This is a genomic window from Enterobacter sp. MGH 4, from assembly GCF_000534735.1.
Lineage (GTDB): Bacteria > Pseudomonadota > Gammaproteobacteria > Enterobacterales > Enterobacteriaceae > Enterobacter > Enterobacter intestinihominis.
Window position 1 is genome coordinate 1,271,557 of record NZ_KI973289.1, and the last position, 19,381, is coordinate 1,290,937.

Here is a 19,381-nt window from a genome sequence, read left to right on the forward strand (position 1 = left end):
AAGTGGGGCCCGCAGGCCCCACGCTTATTTCACCTTCCTGATGAATTATTCCGGCAACGCGTAGACAACCACCTGATCGCCTACCTGATCCTTCAGGATCGTGTTCCCGCCAGCCACGAAGGCCACATACTGCCGACCCTTATATTCATACACGGACGGGTTCGCTACCGCTGGAGCTTCTGCCTGATCGGACCACAGCTCTTCACCGCTCTCTACCGAGTAGGCACGCACTTTGGCATCCATTGAAGCACCGATGAAGATCACGCCACCCGCCGTCACTGCCGGGCCACCAATGGTAGGCGAACCCCAGCTTTCCGGCATGAAGAAGCCATACTGCTGTGAGGCGCCAACCGGACGACGCCATTTCACATCGCCCGTGTGCATGTCTATCGCCACGATTTCGCCAAATGGCGGCTGCCAGCACGGCATGCCCAGCCAGTTGCTCGCCACCAGCAGACGCATACCGTACGGGGCGCCTTCCTGTGGGGCAAAGCCGCTTTCGTTGCCGGAGTCTTTGTCCGCGTTATCGTAATCCTCACGGCTGTAGAGCTTCACGTACTGAACGATATGCGAGGTGTTGACGATGGCGATCTGTTTTTGCGGATCGAACGCCACCCCGCCCCACTGCACGCCGCCGGCGCTATCGGGATAGGTGAGCGTGCCTTCGCCTTTGGTGGTAGGCGGAGTATACATTCCCTCATAGGTCAGGTTATCCCACAGGCGAGAGCACTGGCCGCCACCGACGATATCTGCCAACTTCCAGATTTCCGGCTTTTTCGACTGGTCGAGCAGCGGCGCAGGTTTGGTCGGGAACGGCTGTGTAGGCGAGAGAACTTCGCCCTGGACCGAACCATCACCCTGCGGAACCGGACGCTCTTCGATTGGCCATACGTCCTCCCCGGTCAGGCGGTTAACCACAAACAGGAAGCCCTGCTTGGTGGCCTGAACCAGCGCCGGGATCTGCTTGCCGTCTACGGTGATATCCATCAGCGTCGGGGCAGAGTTGATGTCGTAATCCCAGACGTCGTGGTGTACCCACTGACGGGACCAGACCACTTTACCGGTGTTGATGTCCAGCGCGGTGGTGGAGGTGCCAAGCGGAATTGCGTCGACGCGGTTGCCGCCCCAATAGTTGGGAGACGGCGATGAGACCGGGAGATAGACCAGCCCATTGGCCTCATCGGCGGACATGTGCGTCCAGACGTTGGCGGTACCGGTACGCTTGCGGATCTCTGCCGGTATCGCCTCAAAGGTCCATTCAAGCTTGCCGGTCTGGGCGTTGACAGAAAATACGGTACCCGGAGGCGCTTCGGCATAGGCCCAGTCTTTCCCGGCCCAACCCACCAGCAGATGGTTGCCGACGACGGTTGGCGGTTGCAGGACAGAGAGCGGATACTTGGCGTTAACGGTGTTCCACTGATTCAGATCCAGCACCCCATTGTCCGCAAAGCCGCTGCACGGTTTGCCTGAATCGGCGTCCAGCGCAAAGAGCTTGCCGTCAACGGTGCCCATATAGACCATCTTCTGGCACGCCTCTCCCTTCACCGGATTTTTGGCCTGCCAGTAGGAAACGCCGCGGTTTTTCAGCACCGGCTGGGTCAGTGCCTTGCGCGACGATTTGGTGTCATAGTGCCACTTCTCTTTACCCGTGCCCGGATCCAGCGCAATCAGGCGATCGAAAGGGGTGCCGATGTAGAGCGTGTCGTTAGCGAAAATGGGCGTTGCGGACCACACGGTCGCTGGCGTATCACCTTTACCATCCGAGACGTCGCCGGTATGGAACTCCCAGACTTTCGTTAATTTACTGACGTTATCCGCCGTGATCTGGGTAAGCGGGCTGTATTTCTGCGCGTTAAGCTGGCCGTGGAAGCTGTCCCAGGTTGGCGTGCCGGGCACCAGCGGCGTCGCTGGCTGGCTGGCCGAGGCGACTTTCTTTCCGTCACCGCTACCGGTTGAGGCATCGTCTGTGGTTTTTGTGGTTCCAGGCGCCTGCTGATCGGCCGCATCAATATTCAGTGATTCCTGGGTCCCCTGAGAGGCCTCAGCGGCTTTATCCTGCGCCTGCAGCGCGAACGGGGTGACCAGCAGCGCCAGCGCCGTCATGCTGACTTTTATGAAGGGATAATGCTTATCGTTATGCACGGGCGGCTCCTCAGGTTCTGACGGAATGGTTGTAACGGGCGGAATGGCTGCTCAGCATAATCAGACCAATCAGGCCGACCACCATGGCTGCCGTTATGATGTACTGGTGCAGCAGCGCGGCGGCAAAACCAATACCCGCCAACACCACCAGGGTGACAATAATCAGGAAAACACGCGCCCCGCGCCCCGATGCCGCACGTAACGCAAAGATCAGTATCGCCAGCACCGCGCTGGCAATGGCCACGCCCAGTGCGCCAATGGTGTCTGTGACGCCGGTAAGCGGCGTCCACCAGGCGTATAGCGCCACCGCGAAGCCTATAACCGCGGCCAACAGCAGCAAAATAGTGCCGACGCGCGAAGATTGAGAATGCAACATACCAGGAATCCCCCTCTAAAAAATGCAAAATGGACCAACATTAAGGCGTTTTCGTGGATATATGTCCCTGCTGTTCGCGCGTGCAATGGCTATTAAAACAACGCGACGTGAAAAACGGCGGCATATTTCCCTAAACGTAACTGAGTATAGAAGAGGATTTTTTAAAGGGGCGTTTATCCGGCGAGTACCCTTCCTCACGTTGAGCCCATAAGGCAGTGTGTTTCGCTAAAAACGCTCGGGCGAGGTTTATTGTCTGCTTTGAGCGAGGGACAAACGCTGGGTTGTAAAAAAAAATCGCCAGATAGGGTAGTAAAGGCTAGATTTAATTCAGGCATAACTGGTATGACCACATAAATAAGGCTCTATGAATGCGTTCAGTCATAATACCCGTCAATGAAGGTGGATTTCTGGCAGCCACAATTTGGGAAAGAAGCGATGCCAAAGCGATAGTGCTCCTTCATCCGGCAACGGCGGTTGTACAGGGGTTTTATAAGGGATTCGCAGAATATCTTTTTAACAGAGGATTCAACGTCCTCACATACGATTATCGCGGCACCGGCCTCTCTAAATCCGGGCTGGTCCGTACTTACCGCGTTTCGATGTCTGACTGGATCGACCAGGACGTCGGATGTATAACCGCCTGGGCTAAAGCACATTTTCCAGAGCTTAGCCTGTTGGCGGTAGGACACAGTGTGGGCGGGCATGCCGTTCTGCTTTCAACAGCCACCCACGCCCTGCAAGCTGCGGTCATTGTAGCCTCACATGCCGGGGTGACGAGCACCATCAAACGCACTACAGAAAAGGTGCGTGTCTGGTGCGTATTACGTGTTCTGGCTCCGATTCTGTGCCGTATCTTCGGTTACATGCCTGCCAGGCGCCTGGGACTGGGTGAAGATTTACCTGCGCCAGTCATGCTTCAATGGGGGCGCTGGAGCGCAATGCCTGGATATTTCTACGATGATCCACACTGGAATGCACGCCAACGGGCTAGTGAGATCACCCTACCCGTGCTAGTAATGGGATTTGATGACGATCCCTGGGCTAACCGTGAAGCTATTGCGCGGCTGATGGAGCCGGTGCAACAAGCAAAAATAGAACGCTGCGAGATACGGCACGCAGAGTTTGGTCTTTCGTCCATTGGGCATATGGGATTTTTTCGTACGCGATGTGCGGAGAAATTATGGCCCGTCGTCGGTCAATGGCTGGAGAGTCAGTGCCCGGATTGAACGACGCGTGAACATGACCTTTCTGAGTATTCAACATATTAAAACCTGCCGGCATAAAAATTTGGAAATTTAACGGAAATGGTTAAGCTTCTTAGACACATGCTTAAGGGATAGTCAGGAAATGATTGTTAACTGTATGGTCTACCGTTCAGGCCACCCCGCCGAAACCGTAGATATTGAGGATATCAGTGAAGTCATCCAGGATACCGATGCGTTTATCTGGCTGGGGCTTTGGCAGCCTGAACCTGCGTTTATGTACAAAGTCCAGGAGGAGTTCGGTCTGCACGATCTGGCCGTTGAGGATGCGCTTAATGCACATCAGCGGCCTAAAATAGAGCGTTATGGCAGCTCGGCATTTATCGTTGTAAAAACCGTCAGTGGACAGGACGACAATATTGAGTTTGGCGAAACGCATTTGTTTGTGGGCCGAAACTTCCTTATTACGGTGCGCCATGGTGCTTCAGTGAGCTATGCACCTATACGCGCCCGTGCTGCTGAGGCCCCGGACATGCTTTCGTACGGTCCGGCTTATCCTCTTTACTGTATTCTGGATTTTATTGTTGACAGTTATGCAGAGCTGACTGCGCGCCTCAACACCAAAATTGGTGATATAGAAGCGACACTTTTTCACAGTGAATTTGACCGTGAAGCTATTCAGGACGTGTATTCCCTCCGCCGTAATCTACTCGGGCTTCGCAACGCCGCTCAGCCAGTAGAAGAAATCTGTACAGAGCTTATCCGCATTCATGAAGAACTTATTCCAAAACCCCTCAGGGCGTATTTCAGAGATATTCAGGATCACGCAAGCCATGTAGTAACGGATGTAAATGACATGCGTGAGCTGCTAAGCAGCGCGATGCACGTTAACCTGGCACTGGTTTCAGTGCAGCAAAACGAAGTCGTGAAGAAACTGGCCGGTTGGGGGGCCATCCTCGTGATCCCGACGGTAGTCTTTAGCATGTATGGTATGAACTTCGAACATATGCCGGAACTGAAGACGCTCTTTGGTTATCCGGCTACGGTCGCTGTCACGCTGGGAGCCTGTGTATTACTGTGGCTTCGGCTCAAACGCTCTCGCTGGCTTTGATTGATAAGCGATCTGATAGTTTTTGGTGTCGTGAAGTACAGTAAAGCCTCACGCTTATGTCGATTATGCCACGACACCATACCCTATCCGTTATTTCCCCTGCATATGTCGGTACATTCCTGTTCACCGGGACCCGGTTGCTCAATCCGGGATCGCTCGCTCCACCGTTTATAAAATCCTGAAAAACGAGGCTATCACAGGGCAAGGTGACTCGTTATTCTAAATTATCAAACCACATCGATAATTATTATATTTGTTTATGATTCATTGAGCTCAGATGTGAATTTATATTGACGGACGTAAACATTATTTTTTCACACAAGGATGGTTAATATGAAAAGGGTTTTTATGACGGCTGCATTAACGGGTTTATTTGTCAGTAATAATCCGTATGCAGGAGAAAGCTATCTGGTCTATAACCCACATAATATTGCGGTATTTGAAGTGCGTTTCTTTAATGTTGGCGACGGCCCCTTTATGCCGGACTGGCCGAATGCGTCTGAGTCAACCTGGGATCTTGGCCAGCAACAAAAAGAAAAAATACTCGATGCTATGCGTTACTGGGCTGAGGTTATTACCCCCAGCCCAGGGCAACTGCCTGCCATTATCAATGTGGGGACGTTTAACGACGAGAATGCCGCAGGTTCCAGCGATTCAGTTACCGACGGCATTATAAGTCTGACGCAGTTGCAAGGCGCATTGAACGGTATTGATACCGGAGAGCTGACCTTTGGCTCCCACGCCCAGTTCATCATGGGCAAACTGGATTTTGATAACGTTCCCTATGTGCCCGCGCAATTGCCGCGCACTGGAAAGGCCGATCTGGTCAGCGTCGCTGTTCATGAGCTGGCCCATGGACTGGGAATATCCAATATGGTTACCGATCTGCAAGGAAGTGGCACATTCACGCCCGCTTTCGATACCGTGCCTTTTGGCTCCTGGACCAGCCATCTGCGCGATGACCGTGGCAATCCTGCCCGACCAGGGCAAGTAATATTGTGTAATGGATGCAATAACAGATGGGATCCACAAGGCTTTGATGTACGGCTTGATAAAGGCTATTTCACCGGCAGGCATGTGGATGAAGTCCTTGCAGGCGCCATGCCTGGCGTGCCGGTGAAAATGTTAGCAGACGACGGCTCGGTCGATGATAACTACATGAGCCATATCGAGCTGAAAAACAGCATGATGAGCCATCAGAACTACCGCAATTACACCACGTTTATGGAAGCGGAACTGGCGTTGCTGCAGGATATGGGATATCAGATTGACCGGCGTAACTTTTTCGGTTTTTCGCTATATGGCAACGGGCAAACGCTCGTTAACCGCAATGGCTATTTTCAGCGTAATCAGCAGGCGGATGGCTATCTGGCTGGTCAATACAATACCGCTAATCTGGGAGTTGGCCTGCATGTGTATGGCAGTAATAACCATATCTTTCAACAAGCGGACCTGTTGACGTCAGGGGCTGGCGGCGCGGGCATCCGTATAGATGGGCAAAATAACACCCTGAGCATCGATCCCGGTGTACGGATATACGCCGATGGCGTTAATGGCCGTGGGGTGATGTTTGCCTACGGTAAACAGCACAGCCTTATTCAACGTGGCGACGTTCAGGCACTGGGAGCCAGTGGCGTCGGTATCAGTTTTGATTTTGGCAATAACCTCCTGGGTAACGAGGTGGACTATCGCGGATCCTGGCTTCATATCGTGGACGGCTATTACGATGCGTTATTACCCGAGTTGCAGGGAGCGCTGGTAGACAATGCCGACATCAGCGGACGGGTTGCCGGTAAAGGCGCGGCGATTTATATATCACCGAACGCGCTGGTCGGTAATATAAATATATTAACGGGTGCCCGGCTGGAGGGTGATATTTATTCGGACTACGCCCAGCGGGATGACTATGGCCAACAGCGGTTAACGCTGCTTACCTTCGGTCGGAAGGCCAATGCGTACGGGCAAGCGACGGAAGCTGCCGATGCTGATTTCAGCTTTACGTACCGCGGAAACATTGAAGGTATCAATAATCTGGCACTGGACGCGCACGGAGGGAAAACCTCGCTTAATGGCGATTTCCAGATTTACAGCATGACTATCGCGCCAGGTGCCAGCCTGTCCGGCAACGCCAGCTATACGCTTAATGAGGAAGGCCGCTTTGTAAATAACGGGATCCTTGCGCCGGGTAATTCACTTGGGCAAATCAATATATCCGGTGCTTATCAACAGGGGAATACCGGGCAGTTGTTGTTGGAAGTCGACGGGCGCGGCAGGCATGATACTCTGCGAGTGGACGGTCACGCACAATTTGACGGTCAACTGACGTTTGCGCCGCAGCCGGACTGGTACGCAACAAACTGGCGTCTGAATACGCAAGATTTGCTAAAAACGGACGCTTCCGACGGCAATTTCAGTGCGGTGAACAGCGTGCTCCGTTCACCCACGCTAACGCTGCAAACAACGCCACAGGGAAAGAATGGCTGGCAGCTCTCAATGCTGCGCGCTTCAAACGCATACAGCCGGTATGCGCAGGACGCTAATGCGCGTCAGGTAGGGCAAGCGCTGGATAAAATTGTGGCGGAAGCTAAGTCGGATATACAACCGCTGTACCGTACTCTGGATTTCTCGGCCACTGATGGCGGGAGTATCAGCAATGCCTTGCCGCAACTTTCTGCGGGCGCCTACAGCGCCATGTTCGCAAGTTCCCTGCAGCGTGAACAGCAGATAGCGCGGATCGTTGGCGGGCCAAATCCTGTGGTTATGCCGAAGCAACTGACGGAAGGCGAATGGCGCAGCTTTGCCATACCCTTTGGCGGCGGCTTCTGGCAACAGCGTCAGGGTGACAGTGTAGGGTACGACGCCAGCAGTTATGGCATTGTATTCGGTGCTGAAAAACAAAACGATGAGAATCACAACTGGATTTATGGCTTTCATGGTGCGGTCAGCGGTCAGTCGGTGACGGTGAAATCACCAGAAACCGCAACCGGGAAAACCACTGCTTTCGATCTGGGTGTTCATGCTCGTTACGGCGCTGAAAGGTCCGAAGGAATGTATTTATTCGGCACTGGCCGATTGGGTATTGAAGACAGCTGGCTGGACAGAAACATTAATGTAGAAACTTACGGAGCAAGCCACCATGCCACCTGGACCGGATTGTCAGGTTCTGTTACGGCCGGCGGAGGCTATCGATGGGCGCTGAATAATAATGTGAACGCCGGACCGGTAACGTCATTGAATTACACCACATTACATCGTCCCGGCGTGAAGGAAAGCGGCAATGACGGCAGCCGACTGATGCTGGGTTCGCAGACCTTCGATTCTCTGAGATCACGTATCGGGGTGAATGGTAACTGGAATGTACCCCTCGCTTCAGGGGCATCGTTCGCAGCTGAGCTGCAGCTCAGCTGGGATCATGAACTGCTTGATGGCAACGTAGTGCAACAAGCCTCTTTCGCCAACTATCGAAGCACAGGGTTTAGTTCCAGGAATCAGGTGACTGGTCGTGACACTCTGGGTGTTAAGGCAGGTATGAGCTATAAAATCAACGCTGATGTCGAATTGGGCATCGGGGTTGAAAGCGAAATGTTTCGTTCTGGCTATGACTCGATTGCAGGTAATCTTTCAGCCACCTGGCGTTTCTGATGTCTGAGGACGAGAAAATAATAGGACTGGCCCTGTCCCCGGCGTTGCCGGGGTATTCCTGAAGGCTTTTGATATCAAAAATGGCTTGTGTCGCCCTGGCCATGCTCACCTGAACCTTTAACCCGCTTAAGCTGGATCTCTTCACCACGTTGCCAGGCATCCGCTCCCTTAGCAACTGGGTGCGCCACAATATCCTTACGTTCTTCTTTGATGGCTTGCGTGCTCACGTCAAAGCGTCGATCTCTGTCCGCCAGAAGTTTAGGGTCTAACTGCCCTTCCCCGGTAAAGCCCATCATCAGTGCCGGAATGCCGAGCGGCAGCTTTTTATCGCGGTCGGTGTGCCAGGTATGCCAGGTCTTGCCGTAGGTATTCACAATTTTGCTCATCAATGCTTTGTCAGCCACTGCAGGTAAACCTGGAGCAATCAGGCTGCCGGATTTCACTTCATATTGATGGCTGTGCCACAATTTTTTTTCTTCCGGCGGCAGTGTGTTAAACAAACGCTCACTAATGATGTACTCAACGCCCATTAAACGGGCATCTTTGGTGTTACCGTCGTAGATCACCGCCTGCATCACGTCTTCATTCAACACGGTTACATAATGATGGGCTTCCATCTGGCCATTTTTATCCCCGCTATAAAAATGGAAACCGTCAAGGTAGGCACTCATTGCATCAATGGGCGGACGGGACTGGATAAGCTGAGCACCGGCTTCAAGCGTGCTCGTCCCGACGGAGGTTTTTACACCCGGAACAGGCGTATTTGAAGGGGTATTGTTCGCGCCACAACCCACTAACGTCAGGCTCGACAATAATAAAAGCGATAATGGTTTCATTGACCCTCCCTGTAAAAGTCACTTTACTGAAAGTAGTACATTCGCGCAGACACGCCAGGAGAGTTTTTATTAAACCATCCGGCAAACTGGCGTACGTTCCGTTTAAGAACACCATTTAAATACTGGCAGAAAGAGCATCAGAGATTTGTTTGATCAATTGCCATTTATATCAATGTCCGCTTCTGGCACAAAACAGCCATTAACATTCATCGAATTCTCAGTAAATCTGAATACCGGGTCGTATACCGCGGCGAAAGCATTTCACGCTTCATCTGCCATTGCTGCTGTATGCCCTGCCCGGCAAAATAAAGCGTACCCTTTCCATCTTTCGCGTTCAGACGATCCAGCACTTCCATCAGCTTTTCACTTCCGGCACGCGGCGCGCTATTGTCAAACAAATTGAGCTGGGCAACGCCCTGGCTGAAGAAGTCCCCGAGCATAATGCCGGCTTTCTGGTAGCGGTGGCCCTCCTTCCAGATTTTGTCGAGGCACTTTACCGCGGCGTTGATAATGTCGCGGGAGTCCTGAGTGGGTGTGAGAAGCGTCATTGAGGCACTGTTGCCGTAATAGGGTTCGTTCAGAGCGAACGGAGAGGTCTTTACGAACGCCGAGATAAAGCGGCAATACTGGTGCTCGCCACGTAACTTCTCAGCGCCACGGGCCGCATAGCTGCATATAGCCTGGCGCACCTGCTCGTATTCTGTCACGCGCTCACCGAATGACCGACTACAGACGATCTCCTGCTTTGTCGGTGCAAACTCTTCCAGATCGAGGCACGGCTCGCCGCGCAGCTCCCGGACCGTTCGCTCCAGCACTACATTGAAGTGCTTGCGGATAATCCACGTGCTCTGCTCTGAGAGATCCAGCGCCGTTTTGATACCCATCGCATTGAGCTTCTTGCTGATGCGCCTGCCCACGCCCCATACGTCCTCTACAGGCACGATAGCCAACAACCGGCGCTGGCGGTCGATATTGGATAAATCAACCACCCCACCCGTCTGCTGCTGCCATTTCTTCGCCGCGTGATTTGCCAGCTTCGCCAGCGTCTTCGTCTGGGCTATGCCAACGCCGACCTTCAGGTGCGTACGCTTCAAAACCGTTTCGCGGATCTCCTTGCCAAAATCAGTCAGGTCCCGGCAATTACGAACCCCGGTGAGATCACAAAAGGCCTCATCAATGGAATATATTTCGACGCGAGGGCTTATTTCTTCCAGCGTGGTCATTACCCGGCTGGACATGTCAGCGTAAAGTTCGTAGTTACTGCTGAAGCAAACCACGCCGGCGCGCCGGAACAGGTCTTTCTGCTTAAAGTATGGCGCCCCCATGGTAACGCCAGCGGCTTTGGCCTCTGCGCTGCGCGCTATCACGCAACCGTCGTTATTTGAGAGGACAACCACCGGTCGGCCTCTCAAATCTGGCCTGAATACCGTCTCGCATGATGCATAGAATGAATTCACATCACAGAGCGCAAACATATCAGCTGGCCGATTTAACAATAAAAGTGACCACACCAAAAACGTCCAGCGTGTCTTCACTGCCAACGATAATCGGTGAATAAGCGCTGTTCATCGGATTGAGTTGAACATTAGGCCGCAGTTGCAGGCGCTTAACGGTGAATTCCCCTTCCACCGCGGCGATGACGATATCGCCGTGCTCAGCCGTTCGGGAACTATCGACCACCAGTAAATCGCCGTCGCTTATTCCCCCTTCAATCATTGAATCACCCGCGGCTTTAACGAAATACGTCGAGCTGGGGTGGGCAACCAGAAGTTCATTAAGATCAATGCGCTGCTCCACATAATCGGCAGCCGGGCTTGGGAATCCGCACTGAACTAAATCGCTGAAAAGTGGAAGCGCGATAATCTCACGCAGTTCTGTAGGTCTGATAAATTCCATTACGCATACCTCTAATACTGTTTTTATATACAGTAGTTTTGTTTTGAAGCACGCGCAAGGCAGCTGAACCGTAGCGACTGTTTAAACCTTCACCGTTTCGTTTGTAAGTTTCTCTCTGGCTTCAAATTATGGTTTTTGTAAATTTTACGATTAAACGCTTCGACTGCTCGTTTTAAAGGCTAAATGAATAGATTGTCATCAACATAAACAAGGTGAAGGGCGGCATGGCATTTCTTTAGCCGGAATGCCGTTTGACTGTACCCATATACAGTAGTATTTTTACGTGCAGACAGAATCGCACAATTAATATTCATAGGGAAAAAATAATGTTTGTTGAACTGGTTTATGACAAGCGAAACGTACAGGGGCTGGAGGGAGCCAGGGAGATAATTCTGGCTGAACTGACAAAACGTGTGCACCGGATTTTTCCTGATGCCAGCGTGACGGTTAAGCCAATGCAGGCGAATGGCCTGAATAGCGATGCCAGCAAAAGCGACCGGGAAAAGCTGAACCGTATGCTTGAGGAAATGTTTGAAGAGTCGGACATGTGGCTGACGCAAGAGTAACAAGGTTAACAAATACCAGCCCACCGGGGAAAAACCGGGCGCAATGCCCGGTTCTGTTTTCAGCCAGTAATGCCTTTAATCACTCACCCGCGGTTCTCCAGCATCGGTTCATTTCTCGGATCGTGCCCGCAAGATAAAAACGCCTCCCGGAATTTCTGCCCATTTTCTCGCGTTATCTTGCACAAAATACAGCTTTTGCATGTCGATCAAGTCATCTTATCCCTGCCCTATACTTTGAGTATGACATCCGACTGGAGGTTTCTATGTGTGGACGCTTTGCACAAGCCCAAACCCGTGAAGAATACCTGGCCTACCTTGCCGACGAAGGCGATCGCGACATCGCGTATGACCCGGCCCCCATTGGCCGGTACAACGTCGCGCCCGGTACCAAAGTCCTGCTGCTGAGCGAACGCGACGAACTACTGCACCTCGATCCGGTGTTCTGGGGCTACGCACCTGGATGGTGGGACAAAGCACCACTGATTAACGCACGTGTAGAAACCGCGGCCACCAGCAGAATGTTTAAACCTCTGTGGCAACATGGCCGGGCGATCTGTTTTGCCGATGGATGGTTCGAATGGAAGAAGTCAGGTGACAAGAAACAACCCTACTTCATCCACCGGGACGACGGTCAGCCAATCTTTATGGCGGCGATCGGAAGCACACCGTTTGAGCGCGGCGATGAAGCCGAGGGATTTCTGATTGTGACGTCTGCGGCTGATAAAGGCCTCGTCGACATTCATGACCGCAGGCCACTGGTTTTGTCACCAGAAGCGGCACGCGAGTGGATGCGCCAGCATGTTGGCGGGAAAGAAGCTGAAGAGATAGCTTCAGATGGTGCAGTGCCCACCGATAAGTTCGTCTGGCATGCGGTAACGCGTACAGTAGGAAATGTAAAAAACCAGGGGAGGAATTTGATAGAGCAAATAGAAATCAAATCTGAACTTAGTTAGACCTGCACTTTTTAGATGGGATAATAAAACCCTTCCCTCTATTGAAGTCAAAACCTTTGACAGCTTCTGTCATTTTACGAGACAAATTATTTCCTTGCTGTAAATCAAATTCGACGACACAGGAAAAATTTGGATTGGCTAATCTAATCTGTATGGCCTCCCAGATGGCTAAAATAAGATTTGCTTAAAAGATCTACACGTGCCTTAATGATGCGGTTGGTTCGATGCAATGTGAATCTGACTTTTCCAAAGTAGTCCTCATAACCAGGTGCTATCTCTGATATCCCCTCCTCTTGAGTCCATACGTATGCCATCATGCGTTTCTTTTCATGAACTTGTAACTTTTAAGTGTTCAAGTGGAGTTTTTATGTCATCAAAAATGATAGGTCTTGTTAAGTGGTTTAACGATGATAAGGGCTTTGGCTTCATCTCCCCACTCGATGGAAGTAAAGATATCCTTGTTCACTCTTCTTCTCTACAGGGAGAGACATTCAAAACTCTTTTTGAAGGCCAAAAAGTTAAATTTGCTGTCATTGCCGGTACCAAAGGTCCGACAGCTGCAAATGTTACGCTTTGCGATAAATAACCCCCCTCAATGACCGCTTAAGCTTCTGTGAATTAAATAATCAGAAGCGTCATTTATCGTTTGCGAATATCATTACAACAGGCCAGCATATTTACAGCACCGTCAAATTTGCTGACCGATGTGATGAAATGCAGGACTGCTGCATGAATAGTCTCAAAGCAGAAACTAACTGCTTATAAAATATTAAAGTGCGTAAGAGGTTAGGCAGCCTCCAAAAGCATCACTTCTTAGTTATTATATGAGATTTTTTAGTAATGTTGAGGGGATTTGAACAACGCGTTGCAGTAAGGGCAAACCAGTTGAGCTCCCTTTTGTACACGATTGTAACTATGCTCCGAGTCTCTTGTGCAGTTTGGACAAGGGCATTTGACTAAATAATTTCGGCGGAATTGCGTGTTTTTACGTGCAGACATAAGCTTCTCCAGTACAAATGGACTGCTACAGTACACGTTAAGGCAGAATATTGCTTGTTTTAATTTCGAAAGAGGTAACTAAACGTCAATAAATCAACCCCTTTCGAACAACCCCGGGCCATAAAACCCCCTGAAATACATGGTGATACATGAAAAAAGTAATTATTTTCTTTAATAGTAAACCAGGTAAAGTAATCACCGTACTTAAGGGCGTGACATCAATACGCGAACAATACCCTAATGGAGAAGGGATAAACCTTCCGATAATGTCAGCCGGTTTTCCCTCTTTAACAGGTGACCATGAAGTTATCTATGTTGCATCAGATCGAGAGCTTACATCTCAGGAAATATTAGATGCAGCCAAGAAGTATCTATAAGCTTCAATATCTTCTACCAACACTGCAGATAACCTTTAGTAACAAGCATTATTAAAACAATTAGGAATTATCAGTATTGCCTACCTGGCGTAGGCTTTTTTTTCATTTAGCAGACGATACATTCCTGTCTAATGTCATATATTTTTTAGGACTCGGAACATTTTTTGATTCAAACAGTCTAAAAGATATACTCACAAAGGGGGCCTTTATGACAACGCTTATCATCTCTACTATCGTGGCAATGGTACTGGCATTGATGATTTTAAGTCTGATCAAGATCGGGATCAGCGTATCGAACAATCCTGATGAACTGTAATGTATTCAAGTTTCCATAACCTCTTTATTTACTGGGCAGCCTATTCACCTTTCCTCGCAGGCAGCGCCACTCCAGCCCCGGGTACGTTCCACAATTAATTCCCTCTCCATTGGCGCAGCAGTAAGCTGCCCTGTCGTTTGCCCTGATATTTAGGGTCAGCCATAAGAAAGTTATCCTGCAAATTTCGCAGAATTTAAGGATTCATTTTGGGGAGGAATTTGGAGGAGTTTCGGGGAAGAAAAAATCGAACAAAAAACCGGGCATCGCGCCCGGTTCTGTTTCCACACTAAAAAGCCCTTAAACACTCAATCCACAATTCTCCAGCATCGGTTCGATCCTCGGATCGTGCCCGCGCCAGTTCCGGTAAAGTTCAGCTAAATCAGTGCTGTTGCCGCGCGACAAAATCGCCTCGCGGAATGTCTGTCCGTTTTCGCGCGTTAAACCACCCTGCTCGACAAACCACTGATAGCCATCGTCCGCCAGCATCTGCGTCCAGAGATAGGCGTAATAGCCCGCCGCGTAGCCGCCGCCGAAGATATGAGCAAAATAGCTGCTGCGATAGCGCGGCGGTACGGCTGGAAGATCCAGCCCTTCTTTTTTCAACGCGGCGGCTTCAAAGGCTTCCACGTCTTCAACGGGCTCATGAATGCCGTGCCAGTTCATATCCAGCAGCGCGGCGCTCAGCAGTTCCGTCATGTCATAACCCTTATTAAACTGGGTCGCATTGAGCATTTTTTCCCGCAGCGCATCCGGCATCGGCTCGCCGGTTTGATAATGGCGGGCAAAGTGCGCAAACACCTGCGGATGGCTGGCCCAGTGTTCATTGATCTGCGACGGGAATTCAACGAAATCACGCGGCGTGTTGGTGCCTGAAAGCGTGGCATAGCGCTGGCTGGCAAACAGGCCATGCAGCGTATGGCCAAACTCGTGGAACAGGGTAATCACATCATCCCAGGAGATCAGCGCGGTCTGCCCGTTCGCTGGTTTTTGATAGTTGCAAACGTTATAAATCACCGGACGCGCGGCAAACTCGTAAGACTGCTCAACAAAATTCCCCATCCACGCCCCGCCCGCTTTGGAATCACGCGCGAAAAAGTCGCCGTAGAACAGCGCCATGCCTTCACCCGTGTGGTCGAAAATCTCCCACACGCGAACGTCCGGGTGATAAACCGGAATATCGAAACGCTCGACAAAACGGATACCGAACAGCTGCGTGGCGGTCCAGAATACGCCATCTTCCAGCACGGTATTGAGCGCGAAATAGGGTTTGATCTGCGACTCATCCAGCGCGTATTTCGCTGAACGCACGCGTTCGGCATAAAACGCCCAGTCCCAGGCCTGCACCGTAAAACCGCCCTGCTCGTCGTCAATGACCTTCTGAATATCCGCCTGCTCCAGCGCGGCCCTGCTGCGCGCCGCAGGAACTATCCCGCGCATGAATTCGAGCGCGGCATCCGGCGTTTTCGCCATCTGATCGGCAATGCTCCAGCTGGCATAGTTGTCAAAGCCGAGCAGCTGCGCCTGTCTTGCCCGCAACGCGGTAAGCCGACGGATCAGGTCGCGCGTATCGTTTTCGTCGCCTTTTTGAGTGCGTTCCCAGCCCGCGCTAAACAGCTTTTTACGGGTCTCGCGCAAAGACAGCGCCGCCAGCGCGGGCTGTTGCGTGGTATTCAGAAGCGGGATCAGCCAGCGATCCGTCAGCCCTTTTTCTGCGGCAGCATGAGCCGCGGCAGCAATCTCCTCCGCACTGAGTCCGTCAAGCTGGTAAACATCATCCACCACCAGCCCTCCCGCCTTGTTCGCAGCCAGCAGGCGCTGGTTGAACTGGCTGGTCAGGGTGGCGGCTTCGGTATTCAGGGCTTTCAGCTCGGCTTTTTCATCGGCGTTCAGACGCGCGCCCGCAAGAACAAAGTGCTGATACGTCTCCTCCGTCAGTCGGCGGGATTCGGCATCCAGCGTGTCGCGATCCTGCCAGACGGCTTCCACGCGGGCGAAAAGCGTATCGTTTAGCCAGATATCGTTCGCCAGCCCGGCCAGTTCGGTGGAGAACTGCTCGTCCAGTGCCTGAAGATAATCGTTGGTGTGTGCGGACGTCATGGCGAAGAACACGCTGCTGACGCGCGACAGCATGGCCCCGCTCTTTTCCAGCGCCAGCACGGTGTTGTTGAAGTCCGGCACGGCGCTCTGCGCGATAATCGCGTCAATATCTGCACGCTTGAGGCGCATTGCTTCATCAAACGCCGGGCGATAGTGGCTGTCTTCTATCACATCAAAACACGGAGCCTGATAAGGCAGCAGGCTAACGTCAAAGAAAGGGTTGTTGACCGACATCGTTTACTCCTGAGCACGGTATTTCTCACCAGAGTAGGCCAGCCTGCTCCGGCCTGCAATGGCGTCATACAAATGTTGCCTTAACGATGTGCCCGAGTGCGTGCTATGGTAGTACAACACAAAAAGCGTTGAGGAACAGTGAGATGATTATATTAGTTACCGGGGCGACAGCAGGTTTTGGTGAAAGCATCACGCGTCGCTTCGTCGCCAACGGACATAAGGTGATTGCAACGGGTCGTCGTCAGGAGCGTCTCCAGGAGCTGAAAGACGAGCTGGGCGACAGCATCCTGACCGCACAGCTGGACGTGCGCAACCGCGCCGCCATTGAAGAGATGATTGCCAACCTGCCTGCCGAATGGCGTGAAATCGACGTGCTGGTCAATAACGCTGGCCTGGCGCTGGGCATGGAGCCTGCCCACAAAGCCAGCGTGGAAGACTGGGAAAACATGATCGACACCAACAACAAAGGGCTGGTGTACATGACCCGCGCCGTGCTGCCGGGCATGGTTGAACGTAACCGTGGTCATATCATTAACATCGGTTCCACCGCCGGAAGCTGGCCTTACGCGGGCGGCAACGTCTATGGCGCGACCAAGGCCTTTGTACGCCAGTTCAGCCTGAACCTGCGCACCGACCTGCACGGTACCGCGATCCGCGTGACCGATGTTGAGCCGGGTCTGGTCGGTGGAACGGAATTCTCCAACGTGCGCTTCAAGGGTGACGACGCGAAAGCGGATAAAACCTATGAAAATGCGAATGCGCTGACACCGGAAGATATCACCGAAACCGTCTGGTGGGTCGCGACGCTGCCGAAGCATGTCAACATCAACACGGTTGAGATGATGCCCGTCAGCCAGACCTATGCCGGACTCAGCGTGCATCGCGGGTAATTCACCCTTCCCGGCCTGCGGGCCGGGTATGTGATGACGGGTAAAAGAATGGTAGTATGTTCAGGTTAACTCTCTGAGAAATCACAACCCATGGCCGCTGAATCGCAACTTAATCCTACCCAGCCTGTAAATCAGCAAATTTATCGCATCTTACGCCGTGATATCGTTCGCTGCCTGATCCCACCGGGAACGCCACTCTCAGAAAAAGAGGTTTCGGTACGTTTTGACGTTTCCCGTCAGCCCGTGCGCGAGGCGTTTATTAAGCTCGCAGAAAACGGCCTTATCCAGATCCGCCCTCAGCGCGGCAGCTATGTAAATAAAATTTCGCTTTCGCAGGTACGGAATGGCTGTTTTGTTCGCCAGGCCATTGAGTGCGCCGTTGTGCGTCGCGCCGCGTCGCTCATCAACGATAACCAGTGCTACCTGCTGGAGCAAAACCTGCATCAGCAACGCATTGCCATCGACCGCAAACAGTTAAACGACTTTTTCCAGCTGGACGACGAATTTCACCAGAAACTGGCGCAGATCGCCGAGTGCCAGCTCGCGTGGGATACCGTCGAAAACATCAAAGCTACCATCGACCGCGTGCGCTACATGAGCCTCGACCATGTTTCTCCGCCAGAGATGTTGCTGCGCCAGCATCACGATATTTTCAGCGCACTGGAAAAACGCGACGTGGAAGCCGTAGATAAAGCGATGACGCTTCACCTCCAGGAAATTAGCGAGTCAGTTCAGTTAATTCGTCAGGAAAACCGCGAGTGGTTCAGCGAAGAATAAAACCTCGCCGCCCCCTTTCGGTTGCGGCGAAGTGATTAGCGGACCACTAACACCGGAATAGTGGCGTAGCGCAGGATAGTTTCAGCATTCGAGCCCAGCAGATGTGTTGTCATGCTCGGGTTTCTTGATCCAATAACAATAACGTCATATTTCCCCTCTTTGCTGAGCTGGATGATTTCATCGCGTACGTTGCCGAAACGTACTTCACAATCAATATTTTCTGGGGACATATCAAAGAGCCGTTTCAGTGCCTTCATCTTCTTATCCGACTCGGCGGTCATATACTCTTCGAACTTCTTAATATCGGCATTGAACCCCCGCAGTAACGAACGGCTGCTGTTAGGGAGAATATTGACCAGGGTGATCGTTGCGCCTTCCGATTTCGCGAGGTTGACCGCGTGGCGTACCGCTTTATCGCTTAGATCCATTTCAAACACGTCAACAGGCATCAAAATTTTCTTATACATAAGCCTGACTCCTTTTCCGATGAAGGGTTATTTTCTGCCTCCAGAATGGCATTGTGGATATAAACAAAGCCTAAGCAATTGCGTCTGGAAACTATCAATTAAGGAAAATAACTGTCCGCTTTGTAAAGCGGTGTCCTGAACCGTCAACGCCATCTGGAAATAAGAAAAAAGTGTGAGCTTGATCAAAAGCAAATAATTTCGTTTAAGAGAGGCGTATTAATAGTGCCCCGTGAACGGCAGCCGTTGAATTAGCGCCGTAACGGATAAGTGCGAGAGGAGAAAATACCATGATGACATACGACCGTAACCGAAATGCAATCACCACTGGCAGCCGCGTCATGATTAGCGGCACAGGTCAGTTCGGCGTGATTAAAGCGATCCACAGCGACGGCCTTAATGCCGAGCAGGTGCGTCGTGGTAAAACGGTTGAAGTGGAAGGATGCGAAGGTAAGTTCGAACCGATTGAGCTGATTCGCCTGGGGATGCACTAAGCTGTGCCC

General features: G+C 51.8%; 19 protein-coding genes. 11 read left to right on the top strand and 8 right to left on the bottom strand.

Annotated features, from left to right (window positions below; all coding sequences use genetic code 11):
- Nucleotides 1–45: 45 nt before the first annotated feature.
- Complete coding sequence (locus tag L350_RS16450) at nt 46–2,142, bottom strand: pyrroloquinoline quinone-dependent dehydrogenase (RefSeq protein ID WP_022648004.1); 2,097 nt, start codon at nt 2,140–2,142, stop codon at nt 46–48.
- 10 nt (nt 2,143–2,152) lie between these two features.
- A complete protein-coding gene (locus tag L350_RS16445) occupies nt 2,153–2,518 on the bottom strand; it encodes a hypothetical protein (RefSeq protein ID WP_032624325.1) in 366 nt (121 codons plus the stop codon).
- A gap of 368 nt (nt 2,519–2,886) precedes the next feature.
- Here L350_RS16445 and L350_RS16440 point away from each other — a divergent pair, with 368 nt between their 5' ends.
- The 3 genes from L350_RS16440 to L350_RS16430 all read left to right on the top strand — a co-directional run bounded on the left by L350_RS16440 (nt 2,887) and on the right by L350_RS16430 (nt 8,473).
- A complete protein-coding gene (locus tag L350_RS16440) occupies nt 2,887–3,744 on the top strand; it encodes an alpha/beta hydrolase family protein (RefSeq protein ID WP_023306125.1) in 858 nt (285 codons plus the stop codon).
- Between the two features lie 121 nt (nt 3,745–3,865).
- Nucleotides 3,866–4,831, top strand: coding sequence for a magnesium and cobalt transport protein CorA (locus L350_RS16435; RefSeq protein ID WP_022648001.1), 966 nt, complete (start codon nt 3,866–3,868; stop codon nt 4,829–4,831).
- Between the two features lie 333 nt (nt 4,832–5,164).
- A complete protein-coding gene (locus L350_RS16430) occupies nt 5,165–8,473 on the top strand; it encodes an autotransporter outer membrane beta-barrel domain-containing protein (protein ID WP_032624326.1) in 3,309 nt (1,102 codons plus the stop codon).
- A gap of 74 nt (nt 8,474–8,547) precedes the next feature.
- Here the strand turns inward: L350_RS16430 and L350_RS16425 are convergent, their stop codons facing one another.
- The 3 genes from L350_RS16425 to L350_RS16415 all read right to left on the bottom strand — a co-directional run bounded on the left by L350_RS16425 (nt 8,548) and on the right by L350_RS16415 (nt 11,205).
- Complete coding sequence (locus tag L350_RS16425) at nt 8,548–9,309, bottom strand: OBAP family protein (protein WP_023300017.1); 762 nt, start codon at nt 9,307–9,309, stop codon at nt 8,548–8,550.
- Nucleotides 9,310–9,515: 206 nt separating this feature from the next.
- On the bottom strand, nt 9,516–10,784 hold the full coding sequence (locus L350_RS16420) for a Y-family DNA polymerase (protein WP_032622206.1): 1,269 nt from the start codon (nt 10,782–10,784) through the stop codon (nt 9,516–9,518).
- Between the two features lies 1 nt (nt 10,785).
- Nucleotides 10,786–11,205 carry a translesion error-prone DNA polymerase V autoproteolytic subunit gene (locus tag L350_RS16415; protein ID WP_022647996.1) on the bottom strand — a complete coding sequence of 140 codons (420 nt, stop codon included), beginning with the start codon at nt 11,203–11,205 and terminating at the stop codon, nt 10,786–10,788.
- A gap of 326 nt (nt 11,206–11,531) precedes the next feature.
- On the opposite strand from L350_RS16415, the gene L350_RS16410 reads away from it, so the two are divergent.
- From L350_RS16410 to L350_RS16400, 3 genes are all read left to right on the top strand, one after another.
- Nucleotides 11,532–11,771, top strand: coding sequence for a DinI family protein (locus tag L350_RS16410; protein WP_006808847.1), 240 nt, complete (start codon nt 11,532–11,534; stop codon nt 11,769–11,771).
- A gap of 263 nt (nt 11,772–12,034) precedes the next feature.
- Nucleotides 12,035–12,724 carry an SOS response-associated peptidase gene (locus L350_RS16405; protein WP_022647995.1) on the top strand — a complete coding sequence of 230 codons (690 nt, stop codon included), beginning with the start codon at nt 12,035–12,037 and terminating at the stop codon, nt 12,722–12,724.
- Nucleotides 12,725–13,091: 367 nt separating this feature from the next.
- Nucleotides 13,092–13,310, top strand: a complete 219-nt coding sequence (locus L350_RS16400) for a cold shock domain-containing protein (RefSeq protein WP_022647994.1) — start codon at nt 13,092–13,094, stop codon at nt 13,308–13,310.
- Between the two features lie 248 nt (nt 13,311–13,558).
- On the opposite strand, the gene L350_RS24540 is transcribed toward L350_RS16400, so the two are convergent.
- On the bottom strand, nt 13,559–13,723 hold the full coding sequence (locus L350_RS24540) for a YnfU family zinc-binding protein (protein WP_213083702.1): 165 nt from the start codon (nt 13,721–13,723) through the stop codon (nt 13,559–13,561).
- A 149-nt stretch (nt 13,724–13,872) separates the two neighbouring features.
- Here L350_RS24540 and L350_RS23080 point away from each other — a divergent pair, with 149 nt between their 5' ends.
- Together L350_RS23080 and L350_RS24805 are read left to right on the top strand one after the other, a co-directional pair.
- On the top strand, nt 13,873–14,100 hold the full coding sequence (locus L350_RS23080; RefSeq protein ID WP_071993622.1) for a hypothetical protein: 228 nt from the start codon (nt 13,873–13,875) through the stop codon (nt 14,098–14,100).
- Nucleotides 14,101–14,308: 208 nt separating this feature from the next.
- Nucleotides 14,309–14,416 (top strand): YnaM/YnfT family protein, encoded by a 108-nt coding sequence (locus L350_RS24805; protein ID WP_022647993.1) that lies wholly within the window; start codon nt 14,309–14,311, stop codon nt 14,414–14,416.
- A 297-nt stretch (nt 14,417–14,713) separates the two neighbouring features.
- Here L350_RS24805 and dcp read toward each other — a convergent pair whose 3' ends face one another.
- Nucleotides 14,714–16,747, bottom strand: coding sequence for a peptidyl-dipeptidase Dcp (gene dcp, locus L350_RS16395; RefSeq protein ID WP_032624327.1), 2,034 nt, complete (start codon nt 16,745–16,747; stop codon nt 14,714–14,716).
- A 143-nt stretch (nt 16,748–16,890) separates the two neighbouring features.
- On the opposite strand from dcp, the gene ydfG reads away from it, so the two are divergent.
- A complete protein-coding gene (gene ydfG, locus L350_RS16390; RefSeq protein WP_022647991.1) occupies nt 16,891–17,637 on the top strand; it encodes a bifunctional NADP-dependent 3-hydroxy acid dehydrogenase/3-hydroxypropionate dehydrogenase YdfG in 747 nt (248 codons plus the stop codon).
- 90 nt (nt 17,638–17,727) lie between these two features.
- Nucleotides 17,728–18,414 carry a GntR family transcriptional regulator gene (locus tag L350_RS16385; protein WP_003857403.1) on the top strand — a complete coding sequence of 229 codons (687 nt, stop codon included), beginning with the start codon at nt 17,728–17,730 and terminating at the stop codon, nt 18,412–18,414.
- A 35-nt stretch (nt 18,415–18,449) separates the two neighbouring features.
- On the opposite strand, the gene L350_RS16380 is transcribed toward L350_RS16385, so the two are convergent.
- A complete protein-coding gene (locus tag L350_RS16380) occupies nt 18,450–18,881 on the bottom strand; it encodes a universal stress protein (RefSeq protein ID WP_023300013.1) in 432 nt (143 codons plus the stop codon).
- A gap of 287 nt (nt 18,882–19,168) precedes the next feature.
- On the opposite strand from L350_RS16380, the gene ydfZ reads away from it, so the two are divergent.
- Nucleotides 19,169–19,372: a putative selenium delivery protein YdfZ gene (gene ydfZ, locus L350_RS16375; RefSeq protein WP_003857405.1), complete on the top strand. Its 204-nt coding sequence runs from the start codon at nt 19,169–19,171 to the stop codon at nt 19,370–19,372.
- Nucleotides 19,373–19,381 lie beyond the last annotated feature (9 nt).

Coding starts and splice junctions, on each gene's coding strand:
- L350_RS24540 (WP_213083702.1), bottom strand. CDS start 13,723: ATGTCTGCACGTAAAAACACGCAATTCCGCCGAAATTATTTAGTCAAA.
- L350_RS16445 (WP_032624325.1), bottom strand. CDS start 2,518: ATGTTGCATTCTCAATCTTCGCGCGTCGGCACTATTTTGCTGCTGTTG.
- L350_RS24805 (WP_022647993.1), top strand. CDS start 14,309: ATGACAACGCTTATCATCTCTACTATCGTGGCAATGGTACTGGCATTG.
- L350_RS16430 (WP_032624326.1), top strand. CDS start 5,165: ATGAAAAGGGTTTTTATGACGGCTGCATTAACGGGTTTATTTGTCAGT.
- L350_RS16400 (WP_022647994.1), top strand. CDS start 13,092: ATGTCATCAAAAATGATAGGTCTTGTTAAGTGGTTTAACGATGATAAG.
- L350_RS16420 (WP_032622206.1), bottom strand. CDS start 10,784: ATGTTTGCGCTCTGTGATGTGAATTCATTCTATGCATCATGCGAGACG.
- L350_RS16380 (WP_023300013.1), bottom strand. CDS start 18,881: ATGTATAAGAAAATTTTGATGCCTGTTGACGTGTTTGAAATGGATCTA.
- L350_RS16405 (WP_022647995.1), top strand. CDS start 12,035: ATGTGTGGACGCTTTGCACAAGCCCAAACCCGTGAAGAATACCTGGCC.
- L350_RS16440 (WP_023306125.1), top strand. CDS start 2,887: ATGCGTTCAGTCATAATACCCGTCAATGAAGGTGGATTTCTGGCAGCC.
- dcp (WP_032624327.1), bottom strand. CDS start 16,747: ATGTCGGTCAACAACCCTTTCTTTGACGTTAGCCTGCTGCCTTATCAG.
- L350_RS16385 (WP_003857403.1), top strand. CDS start 17,728: ATGGCCGCTGAATCGCAACTTAATCCTACCCAGCCTGTAAATCAGCAA.
- ydfG (WP_022647991.1), top strand. CDS start 16,891: ATGATTATATTAGTTACCGGGGCGACAGCAGGTTTTGGTGAAAGCATC.
- L350_RS16410 (WP_006808847.1), top strand. CDS start 11,532: ATGTTTGTTGAACTGGTTTATGACAAGCGAAACGTACAGGGGCTGGAG.
- L350_RS23080 (WP_071993622.1), top strand. CDS start 13,873: ATGAAAAAAGTAATTATTTTCTTTAATAGTAAACCAGGTAAAGTAATC.
- L350_RS16425 (WP_023300017.1), bottom strand. CDS start 9,309: ATGAAACCATTATCGCTTTTATTATTGTCGAGCCTGACGTTAGTGGGT.
- ydfZ (WP_003857405.1), top strand. CDS start 19,169: ATGATGACATACGACCGTAACCGAAATGCAATCACCACTGGCAGCCGC.
- L350_RS16415 (WP_022647996.1), bottom strand. CDS start 11,205: ATGGAATTTATCAGACCTACAGAACTGCGTGAGATTATCGCGCTTCCA.
- L350_RS16435 (WP_022648001.1), top strand. CDS start 3,866: ATGATTGTTAACTGTATGGTCTACCGTTCAGGCCACCCCGCCGAAACC.